9 protein-coding genes and 1 pseudogene are annotated in these 10,620 nt (G+C 68.2%); 3 read left to right on the forward strand and 7 right to left on the reverse strand.

Features of this window, described 5'->3' with window-relative positions:
- The 4 genes from sphsw_RS09480 to sphsw_RS09495 all read right to left on the reverse strand — a co-directional run.
- A partial coding sequence (locus tag sphsw_RS09480) for a Crp/Fnr family transcriptional regulator (protein ID WP_081874247.1) occupies positions 1-631 on the reverse strand: 631 nt, incomplete at its 3' end.
- A gap of 103 nt (positions 632-734) precedes the next feature.
- Positions 735-857 carry a cytochrome bd-I oxidase subunit CydX gene (cydX, locus tag sphsw_RS18850; protein ID WP_031440400.1) on the reverse strand — a complete coding sequence of 41 codons (123 nt, stop codon included), beginning with the start codon at positions 855-857 and terminating at the stop codon, positions 735-737.
- Positions 858-885: 28 nt separating this feature from the next.
- The gene (gene cydB / locus sphsw_RS09490) at positions 886-2,025 is read right to left on the reverse strand and encodes a cytochrome d ubiquinol oxidase subunit II (protein ID WP_031440401.1); all 1,140 of its coding nucleotides are present in this window, start codon (positions 2,023-2,025) and stop codon (positions 886-888) included.
- A 33-nt stretch (positions 2,026-2,058) separates the two neighbouring features.
- On the reverse strand, positions 2,059-3,660 hold the full coding sequence (locus sphsw_RS09495) for a cytochrome ubiquinol oxidase subunit I (RefSeq protein WP_031440402.1): 1,602 nt from the start codon (positions 3,658-3,660) through the stop codon (positions 2,059-2,061).
- 119 nt (positions 3,661-3,779) lie between these two features.
- Between sphsw_RS09495 and cydD the strand changes: the two genes are divergently transcribed.
- The gene (cydD, locus tag sphsw_RS09500) at positions 3,780-5,501 is read left to right on the forward strand and encodes a thiol reductant ABC exporter subunit CydD (RefSeq protein ID WP_031440403.1); all 1,722 of its coding nucleotides are present in this window, start codon (positions 3,780-3,782) and stop codon (positions 5,499-5,501) included.
- Positions 5,498-7,156 carry an amino acid ABC transporter ATP-binding/permease protein gene (locus sphsw_RS09505; protein WP_031440404.1) on the forward strand — a complete coding sequence of 553 codons (1,659 nt, stop codon included), beginning with the start codon at positions 5,498-5,500 and terminating at the stop codon, positions 7,154-7,156. The genes cydD and sphsw_RS09505 overlap by 4 nt, the downstream gene beginning before the upstream one ends.
- Before the next feature lie 22 nt (positions 7,157-7,178).
- On the opposite strand, the gene sphsw_RS09510 is transcribed toward sphsw_RS09505, so the two are convergent.
- Together sphsw_RS09510 and sphsw_RS09515 are read right to left on the reverse strand one after the other, a co-directional pair.
- Positions 7,179-7,895: a Crp/Fnr family transcriptional regulator gene (locus tag sphsw_RS09510; protein WP_042466991.1), complete on the reverse strand. Its 717-nt coding sequence runs from the start codon at positions 7,893-7,895 to the stop codon at positions 7,179-7,181.
- The gene (locus sphsw_RS09515) at positions 7,885-9,204 is read right to left on the reverse strand and encodes a radical SAM protein (RefSeq protein WP_031440406.1); all 1,320 of its coding nucleotides are present in this window, start codon (positions 9,202-9,204) and stop codon (positions 7,885-7,887) included. The genes sphsw_RS09510 and sphsw_RS09515 overlap by 11 nt, the downstream gene beginning before the upstream one ends.
- Before the next feature lie 126 nt (positions 9,205-9,330).
- On the opposite strand from sphsw_RS09515, the gene sphsw_RS09520 reads away from it, so the two are divergent.
- Positions 9,331-10,020, forward strand: coding sequence for an OmpW/AlkL family protein (locus tag sphsw_RS09520; RefSeq protein WP_031440407.1), 690 nt, complete (start codon positions 9,331-9,333; stop codon positions 10,018-10,020).
- A 42-nt stretch (positions 10,021-10,062) separates the two neighbouring features.
- Here the strand turns inward: sphsw_RS09520 and sphsw_RS09525 are convergent.
- A pseudogene (locus tag sphsw_RS09525) lies at positions 10,063-10,620 on the reverse strand (gfo/Idh/MocA family oxidoreductase); the annotation flags it as partial.

The raw sequence follows: 10,620 nt of genomic DNA on the forward strand, positions 1-10,620 counted from the left end.
CGCGAGTCTTCAGCTGCGTCATCTGCCGGCTGACGGTTTCGATCGTCAAACCCAATATGTCGGCGATCTGACCCCGCGAAAGCGGGAGGTCGAACGTGACCGGCCCGCTGGGCGTTCCCCTGCAACCGGTCGCCGCGGCACGGGTCGCCATATCGACGAGAAACCCTGCGACCTTCTCGCTCGCCGATTTGCGCGCGAGCGTCAGCATGCGCGATCGTGCTTCGTCGAGCGCGGCAAGCGTGCGTTGCAGCAACAGCCGCTCCATCCGCGCATGATCGGTCAGGACGCGCTCGAACGACGCCCGCGGAAAGATGCACACTTCCGCGTCGGTCAGCGCCGACACGCTGAAATCGGCCTGCCCGGGATAGGGCTGCCCGACAAAGTCGGCGGGGTATAGGAGCCCGACGATCTGCTCGCGACCGTCACCGCTCGATGCGACGAGCTTGAGCACGCCCGACAGGAGATTGGCGCACAGGATATTGTCCTCACCCGCCCAGATCAGCGTCTCGCCACGCCGCACGATCCGCCGCCGACCCAGGGTATTGAGCGCATGCAGTTCGCTATTGGTCAGGCTTCCGCAGAGCGACTGATCGCGAACTGCACAGTCGACGCAGATGGTTGCAGCAAGCATGACGGCAGATATAGCGCCCGGTCGCCGAATTGACCGCATCAATTCGGCGCCGACTGGTCAATATCGCCGGACGGGCCGGGCAAGATATGTTGCCCGACACTGTCTACGGCATGTCCGGTACGTCGATCTCGTCATCGGCCGGCAACGAGAATTCATGCCACATGCCGTTCAGCACTCCGAAGCCCAGCGCAAGGCCGAGGCCCAATACCCAACTGAAATACCACATTATCTATCGTCCTTGCCGCACGGAGTGATCAGTAGAAATCGGGATTGGTCGCGACCTCGTGCGCCGTGACGCGGCCCCACATCAGCTTGAAGGCCCATGCGGTGTAGGCGAGGACGATCGGCAGGAAGACGGCGGTGACGAACAGCATGATCCCGAGTGTCTTTTCGGAGGATGACGCATTCCAGACCGTCAGGCTCGAATGCTCATCGATGCTGGACGGCAGGATGTAGGGGAACATCGACAGCCCGACGGTCGCGATGATCCCCACCGCCGATGCCGAGGATCCCGCAAATGCCGCACTCTCGATCCGTCGGCGTATCCCGATCAGCGCGACCACCACGCCGCCGAATCCCAGCAGCGGAGCGATCATCATCCAGGGATGGAGTGCATAGTTCGCCAGCCATGCGCCCGCAGCGATTTCGCTCGTCGTGCGCAGCGGATTGGACGGCCCCGCCGCCTCGATTGTCCCGACGATGCGGAACCCGATATCGGTCCAGGCGACGAACGCCCAGCCGGCCGCGAACAGGACCAGTGACAGCATGCCGGCCAGCGTCCCGAACCGCGTCGCGCGGTCATGGACCGGGCCATGCTCGACCTTGATCGCCAGCCACGCGCTGCCGTGCAGGACCAGCATCGCGACCGACAACAGGCCGCAGATCAGCGTGAAGGGCGTGAACAGCCCGAGGAAACTGCCGTCGAAAAAGGCGCGCAGATCGCTGTCCAGCCGGAACGGCGCCCCCGACAGGACATTGCCGACCGCGACCCCGAAGACGAGCGCAGGCACGACACCGCCCACGAACAGCGCCCAGTCCCACCCGGACCGCCACCGCGGATCCGGCCGCTTCGACCGGTATTTGAACCCGACCGGTCGCAGGATCAGCGCCGCGAGCACGAGGAACATCGCGAAATAGAAGCCGGAAAAGCTGACCGCATAGACGAACGGCCAGGCGGCAAAGATCGCGCCGCCACCCAGGATGAACCAGACCTGGTTCCCCTCCCAGGTCGGACCGACCGAGTTGATCACCATCCGGCGCTCGGAATCGGTCCGTGCGACGAACGGCAGAAGCGTGGCGACCCCGAGGTCGAACCCGTCGGTCAGCGCAAAGGCGATGAGCAACACCCCCATCAGCCCCCACCACAATATGCGCAGCGTCTCATAGTCAAACATCGGATCGTGCCTTTCGGATCAGGCGAGAAGGGGTCAGGCGGGGATCGGGTCAGCAGCAACGGGGCGCGTGGCGCCGCGCCCTGCCGGTCCGGCATCGGGCACCGGATAGGCATCCTCGTCATGCTCGAACGGCCCCTTGCGGATCGTCGCGAGGATCAGGCGGACCTCGATGACCGCGAGCGTCCCGTAGATTGCAGTGAAACCGATGATCGTCGTCCACAGGACCCCGCGCGTCAGCGAGGATGCGGCGAGGAAGGTCGGCAGCACGCCCTCGATCGCCCAGGGCTGGCGGCCGATCTCGGCGAGCATCCAGCCCAGCTCGATCGCAATCCAGGGCAAGGGGATCGCGATCACCGCGAGTTTCAGGAACCACCGCGTCTGCGTGTGCAGGCGGAGCGACGTCAGGACGAACGCCGCACCGAACAGCGCGATCATCAGGACCCCGATCGCAGCCATGATCCGGAAGCTCCAGAACATCAGCGGCACGTTCGGCACCACGTCCCATGCCGTGGAAGCGATCAGTGCGGGGCTGGCAGTGCGCGGATCCGCGACATGCCGCTTGAGCAACAGGGCGTAGCCCAGGTCACGCTTGTGCGCCTCGAACCGTGCGCGTTGTACGACGTTGGCAGGGTCGGTCTTGAGCCGTTCGACCGCGTCATAGGCGACTACGCCCGACGTGATCCGCTCCTGCGCCTTGAGCACCAGTTCGGACATGCCGGTGACGGTGCCGTCGAGGCTGCGCGTCGCGATCAGCCCGAGGACCCAGGGGATCTGGACCTCGTACCGGGTTTCCCGGGCGGCGACGTCGGGTACCCCGAACAGTGTCAGACCGGCCGGCGCCGGTGCCGTGTGCCAGGCCGCCTCGATCGCGGCGAGCTTCATCTTCTGGTTGTCGGTCAGGGCATAGCCGCTCTCGTCACCCAGCACGACCACCGACAGCGACGCGGCCAGGCCAAAGGCTGCCGCCACCGTCATCGATCGCCGTGCCACGCCCTTGTAGCGGTCGGTCAGCAACCAGAAGGCGCTGATCCCGAGCACGACCACCGCCGCGCAGACATAACCGGCGCTGACCGTGTGGACGAACTTGGCCTGCGCGATCGGGTTGAACAGGACGGCGCCGAAATCGGTGACCTCCATCCGCATCGTTTCCGGATTGAACTTTGCACCGACCGGATTCTGCATCCAGCCGTTCGCGATCAGGATCCACAGCGCGGACAGGTTGGTGCCGAGCGCCACCATGGCCGTGACGAGCAGATGCCCGAGCTTCGACAGCCGCCCCCAGCCGAAGAACATGATGCCGACGAACGTCGCTTCGAGGAAGAACGCCATCAGCCCCTCGATCGCGAGCGGCGCGCCGAATATGTCCCCGACATAATGCGAGAAATACGACCAGTTCGTGCCGAACTGGAATTCCATCGTCAGCCCGGTGGCCACCCCCAGCACGAAGTTGATCGCAAAGATCCGCCCCCAGAAGCGCGTGATCACGCGCCAGATCGGCCGGTTCGTCATGACATAGACCGATTCCATGATGACGAGCATCATCGACAGGCCCAGCGTCAGCGGCACGAAGAGAAAATGATAGAGCGCGGTGAGCGCAAACTGCAGCCGCGACAGGTCGATGACCCCGAGGTCCATGGAACGGTCTCCCCCCCCGGCGAACATGCCGGTTTGGTCGGGGCGTAAGTGGCGCGGCCGACCAGAACATTGACCGCGGTCAAAGACCAGACGAACGGCAATACGCGACAAGCCTGTCCATGACGGCACTTTCTTCGAGCGACCTCCCATCCACCGACCCGACGCCCCGCGCGCGTCGCCAGTGGCTCAAGACCATCGCCCAGGGCGGTCGACGCGGCGATGCGGCGGCGGCGTGGCTCATGCTCGACAGCGTTGCCGCGATCGGCTTTGCCGGCGGCCTGGCGGGGGCGATCGTCGCGGTTCCGGCCGGTGCCGCAGCGGTCCTGCCCTGGGCAATGCTCGTCGTTCTGTCCGGCGGCCTTCGCGGTCTCGTCGTCATGCTCGCGACGCGCAGGGGCGCCCGCCAGGCTGAAGACGCCAAGGTGACGCTGCGTCGCCGGATCGTCGCGTCGGCGCTGCATCGCCACCTCGGTGCGCCGACGACCACGGGCGTCCTGATGGCCGCGGTGGTGGACGAGGTGGACGCGCTCGACGGCTATATCGCGCGATTCCTGCCCGCGCGCAAAGCAGGCGCCATCGCACCCTTCCTGATCCTGCTCGCGACCGCGTTGGCCAGCCCCGTCGCCGCGGGCATCCTGGTCGTGACGCTCATACCGTTCATCGTCGCGATGGCGCTTGCGGGGGGTGCGGCCGCGGACAAATCCCGGCGCCAGTTTACCGCGCTGGCCCGGCTGACCGGGCGGTTCGCGGATCGGGTGCGGGCGCTGCCGGTCGTCCTTGCGTTCGGCGCCGAGGGCCGCGAGGCGCGCGCGCTCGGGGTCGCCGCGGACGAACTCGCGGCGCGGACGATGGGCGTGCTGCGCGTCGCCTTCCTGTCCTCGGGGGCGTTGGAGTTCTTCGCCGCACTCTCGGTCGCGCTGGTCGCGGTCTATTGCGGGTTCAACCTGCTCCACCTCCTGCCCTTCCCGGTGCCCGAGCAGCTCGATCTCGGCCGCGCCTTCTTCGTCCTGGCACTCGCGCCCGAATTCTACGCGCCGATGCGCCGTCTCGCCGCCGCCTATCACGACAAGCAGGCGGCCGAGACCGCGGCGGATCGCCTGATCGCCCTCCCCGCGCCCGCCTGTCCCATGCCGGCGTCGCTGCCATCGACGCCGCACGCACTGCGGCTCGAAATGCCCGCTCTTCCCGCACTGGCGTTCCAGTCGGTCGCGATCCGCTATCCCGACGCGGAACGGGACGCTGTGTCCGACCTGTCGTTCGACGTTCCGTCCGGCCGCATCGTCGTGCTGATCGGACCATCAGGCAGCGGCAAGACCAGCGCGCTGCACCTGCTGCTCGGCCTCGCGCCGCTGGTCGCGGGCGATGTCCTGATCGACGACCAGCGGCTCCCACCCGGCGGTTCGCTCGCGCCGCGCGCATCCTGGGCTGGCCAGCATCCGTTGATCATCGCCGGAACGATCCGCGAAAACCTGCGCCTTGCCTGCCCCGACGCCACCGACGATGCGATCGACCGCGCGGTGGTGCAGGCCGGTCTTCGGCCGATGCTGATGGCACGCGGCGGCGGTCGGATGGCCGCCGGTCTCGACACCCGGCTCGATGCGCGCGGCGGCGGGCTGTCCGGTGGCGAACGGCGGCGGCTTGCCCTGGCGCGCGCCATGCTCAAGCCTGCACCGATCTTGCTGCTCGACGAGCCGACGGCGCATCTCGATGCGCTGTCGGAGATCGCGCTGGTGACGACGATCGCGGCGGCCTGTCGCGGCCGGACGACGCTGATCGCGACGCATAGCGACCGCCTGGCCGGCATTGCCGATCACGTGGTCCGGCTTGGAGACCCCGCATGACCGGTCCACTCGACAGGTTGCTCGCGCAGGAGCGACGTGCGCAGCGCCCACTTCTCGCACGCGCCGCGCTGCTCGCCGCGCTCGTTGCGGCGGCATCCGTCCTGCTGCTCGGGCTGTCGGGCTGGTTCATCACCGCCGCCGCGATCGCCGGTCTGGCGGGCCCGGCGGCAGCGCTCGCGTTCAACTACATGCTGCCCAGCGCGGGAATCCGGCTTCTTGCCATCCTGCGGACCGGCGCACGCTACGGCGAGCGCCTCGCCAGCCACGAGGCGGCGTTCGGCGCGCTCGCGCGGATCCGCCCGGCCATCTTCCGCGTGCTCGCAGCACAGCCCGCTGGTACCGCGCTCGCCTTCGGGACGGGCGAGGCGACCGCCCGGCTGATCGGCGACGTCGATGCGATGGAGATGCAGTTCGTACGCCAGTCCGCGCCTTGGGGCGTCGCCGCCGCGCTGATCGCGGGGCTCGGGCTCGTATCGCTCGGCAGCGTCGGAGCCTCGATCGCCACCGCGTGCTGCATGGCGGTGCTCCTGATCGTTGCCGACCGGCTTGCCCGTCGTAGCGCGCCACTTGGCCAGGCGGTGCAATATGCTGCCGGGGCACTTCGCGAGACGTTCGCAGGCCTTGCCGATGCCGCCCCCGAACTGCGATGCTTCGGGCTCGAGCCCTGGGCCACCGCGCAGGTCGACGATCGAAGCCGTGCGCTCGCCGCCGCGCAGCGTGCGCAGGCAGAAGCCGCCGGATGGCTGGATCTGCTGCACGCGACGGCCGTCGGTATCGCCGCCGCCGGCGCCGCGATCCTGTCGGCGGGATCGGGGGCGCCACGGGCTGCACTGGCGGCGCTGGCAGCGGCGATGACGATCGACGCGGGAACGCCGGTGTTGCGCGCAATGATCGAGCGAGGTCGCATGCACGCGGCACGCGACCGGCTCGACGATATTCTGGAAACGCACGAGAGCGCGGAGCCTTACCTGCAGGATGCATCTCCGCGCGCCTTGCCGAACACGACCGGTCCAGCCCATAGCGCACTGCACTTCGTCCTGCCGGCGGGGACGTGTCACGTGCGGCGGGGCGATCGGGTCGCGCTGACCGGCCCCTCGGGAATCGGCAAGACGACGCTCGTCGAAAAGATGCTGTCGTTGCGGCCGAGCACGCTTGGCGAGATATGGCTGGACGGAGATGATATCGGCCTGATCCCGGCAGAGATATCGCGGCGCAGCTTCGCCTGGGCACCACAGGATGCCGCGCTGCTGTCGGGCACGGTGCGCGACAATCTGATGCTGGCCAACCCGGATGCCGACGATGCCACGCTGTGGCGGGCGCTGTACGACGCGGTGCTCGACGATCGGGTCCGCGCGCTCGATCACGGACTCGACGCGTGGGTCGGTGAAAACGGCGCACGCCTGTCGGGCGGGGAGCGGCGCCGTCTCGCGGTCGCGCGTGCCTATTGCTCGCTCGCGCCGTGGCTCGTGCTCGACGAGCCGAGCGAGGGGCTGGACGGCACGACCGAAAAGCTGCTTGCCGTCCGACTGGCGCAGCGCCTCGACACGACCGGACAGGGGCTGATCCTTGTGAGCCACCGCCCGGCGCTCGTCGCCCTCTGCCCCCGGCGTTTCGACCTGACACAGGCGGGATCGGACCAGCGCAGCGCCGCCTAGCACCGGCGCCGGACGCTGTCGCTCAGCCCGCCGCGGCCCGCGCGAGCTGCGCCCGATCGAGGATGATGACGCCGCGCCCGCCCGGCAGGGCAAGGACCTCGCGGCGTTTCAGGGACGTCATCTGCCGGCTGACGGTCTCGATCGTCATCCCCAGCAGTGCGCCGACCTCCGACCGGCTCATCGGCAGGTCGAAGCGGGCCGGGCCCGGCTGACCCATCCGCCGTGCCATTTCCAGCAGGAACGTGGCGATCCGCGCGCCTGCGGCCTTGCGTCCCAGCATCAGCATCCACATCCGCGCATCGTCGAGCGCACCGAGCGTGCGGTGCAGCAACAGGCGTTCCATCGCCGGATGCGCGTCGAGCATGTTTTGCAGCGCCGCGCGCGGGTACACGCACAGCTCCGCATCGGTGATCACCCGGATCGTCTCGTTCGCGGTGTCGGCAAACAGGTCGCCGACGAAATCACCGGCAAAGGCGAGGCCGACAATGTGTTCGCGACCCTGGGGCCCCGTGCGCATCGCCTTGAGCACGCCCGACACGACGGTGGCGCAGATCGCGTTCGGATCCCCGCTCCAGACCAGCACCTGCCCTGCTGGCATCGTCCGCCGTCGGCCGATCCCGTGCAACGCGACTAGGCCCGCGTCTTCAAGCGTCGCACACAGCGCATCGTTGCGCACGCTGCAGGCGGCACAGCGCGGCGGCAGCGTCACGATCGCCCCGCCAACCGCGCTAGACCGCATGGCTGAACCGTGCCGACGCGGTCTGCCGGTACGCGTCCAGTCTGCTCGCAATGACGCGCGCATAGGGAAGCGCGTCTTCGCTCAGGCGGAGCACATTCCCCTCCCAGGCGATCAGCCCGTACCGTTCGAACGGCGTCAGCCGACTGCGGATGTCCGCCCCGCCGTCCAGCGCGGTCAGGTCGGCCGTGCCCCGGGTCAGGATCGTCTCGATCGCCCGGCCGCGCAGCCTGTCTTCGGGGCTGCGCCGCAGCCCACGACAGGTTGCCAGGGCTCCGGCATCGATCCGCATGCCGTAGCGTCCCGTATTCTTCTCGGTCTGCAGGATCCGGTCGGGGAAATCGCTGATCGCGCTGGCCCCAAGACCGATCAGGATCTCCGCCGGGTCTTCGGTGAATCCCTGGAAGTTGCGGCGCAGGCCGCCGCTCGCCGCCGCCTGCGCCAGCGCATCGCCCGGTCGGGCGAAATGGTCGAACCCGACCGGGTCATAGCCGGCATCGACCAGCATGCGATGCGCCAAGGCCGCCTGCGCAAAGCGCTCCGCCGTTCCCGCCAGCCCGTCCGCGACGATGCGTCGCTGGCGCGGTACGAGGTGCGGGACGTGCGCATAGCCGAACACCGCAAGCCGGTCGGGGCCCATCGCGATGCTCTCGGCGATGCTGGCCCGCAGGCTCTGCTCGGACTGTTGCGGCAGGCCATACATGAGATCGAAATTGATCGACCCGACACCGGCATCGCGCAATAGCGCTGTCGTGCGACGGATATCCTCCGACGGCTGCACACGCCCGATCGCCGCCTGGACCTGCGGGTCGAGCGTCTGGACGCCGAGGCTGACCCGCGACACCCCTGCTCGCCCGATCGCCCCCGCCCAGTCGCGGTCGAAGCCACGCGGATCGACCTCGACCGATAGTATCGCATCGGTGCAGTCGAACGCCGTCCTGACGCTTTCGACGAGCCGGAGAAACGCCGCCGGCGGAATCGCATTCGGACTGCCGCCGCCGAACGCGATCCGTCCCACGCGGACGCCAGTCACCCGCTGCGCGACGAGTGCGATCTCGCGTTCGAGCCGTTCGACATAGGCGGCGAGCCGCGCGGCGCGGTTCGCCGCCCCCGTGTTGCAGCCGCAATACCAGCAGATGTCCCGGCAATAGGGGATGTGCAGATACAGCGAGACGACCATGCCCGGCGCGATGGCCGCCAGCGCCTCCTCCATATCGACCGGACCGACATCGTCGCCGAATTCGGCAGCCGTCGGATAGCTGGTGTAGCGCGGCACGGGTGTCGCGAGCAGTTCGGGGTGATAGGTCCACATGCGATGATGGGTGCGATGTCCCCTTCGGCGGGTCTTTGATCGGCATCAAATCCGCGTTTGGCCGTGATCAACGCCCCCGCCTGGCCGCACGCCTAGCCCGAACGCATCCCAATCAGGAGTCGGGCAATGAAGCATCTTACCATCGGCGTAGTTCTAGCCGCCGCCGGCCTCGGCATCGCCACGCCGGCCATGGCGCAGGACCCGGCACCGCGCACCGGTATCCAAGCCGGCGACGTGCTCGTCCGCCTGCGCGCGATCCTCGTCGCCCCGAACGAACGCTCGGGCGGGATCCTCCCGACCTTTCCCGGCGAGCGCGTCAGCGTCGACAACAGCGCGATGCCCGAGATCGACGTCACCTATATGGCCACCGACCAGATCGGCTTCGAACTGATCGCCGCGACGACCAAACACAGCGCCAGCGGGCGTAGCGGGACGACCGGATCGATCGGCAAGCTGGCCTCGACCTGGGTGCTGCCCCCGACGCTGACCGCGCAATATCACCTCAACCCACGCGGCTCGATCCGTCCCTATGTCGGGGCCGGACTGAACTACACGATGTTCTGGAACGAGGATGCCTCGGCGGGTCTCGAAAAGGCGGTCGGACGGACGCGGGTACGTATGAAGGACAGCTTCGGCTGGGCGGCGCAGGCCGGGGTCGACGTCGACATCACGCCGAAGGTCTTTCTCAACCTCGACGTCAAATATATCGACATCGACACGAGCGCCCGCCTGCGCACGACGGCAATCGGTACGCAGAACGTGAAGATCAATCTCGATCCGCTCGTCTTCGGCGTCGGTCTCGGCCTGAGGCTTTAACCCCACGGCCGAACAGGACCGCGGGCCACCGCGCCCGCGGTCCTAGTCGTCGAACGCCGCGACCGAGACGCGGGTGCCGCGCAGGAACGCGTCGGCAACGAGCGTGAAGGGGGTCGTGTCGACCTCGCTGCGCCCGTCGCGGACCAGGGCGGCGAAACGCGCATAGAGCCCGGCATATTCCGCATCGTCATGCTCGCTGCTGCCCTCGGGCAGGGTCAGCACCGCGCCGCCTTTGGCAAGACGGAGCGTGCCGGCGTCGGTGTCGACGACGATGTCCCAGCTTTGCGGGCCGGTCTGGCGCCAGTCGAGATCCATCGTGATCGGTGTGCCCGACGCACTGCGGAAAGCGAGATCGGCGGCGATCGGCGCGGCACGATTGGCCGGTGTCGACAGTGTCGCGGACGCCAGGAAGAACGGCTCGGGCAGGATCTCGGTCGCGATCGACAGGGCATTGATGCCCGGATCGAATACGCCGAGCCCGCCCGGCTCCCAGATCCACGCCTGACCGGGATGCCAGACGCGGACGTCTTCGCGCCAGACGATCGACACGCGGTCGATGCGACGGTCGGCAAGCCAGGCCTTGGCGGGCGCGACACCCGC

The sequence above is a fragment of the Sphingomonas sp. FUKUSWIS1 genome, assembly GCF_000733135.1.
GTDB lineage: Bacteria > Pseudomonadota > Alphaproteobacteria > Sphingomonadales > Sphingomonadaceae > Sphingomonas > Sphingomonas aerolata.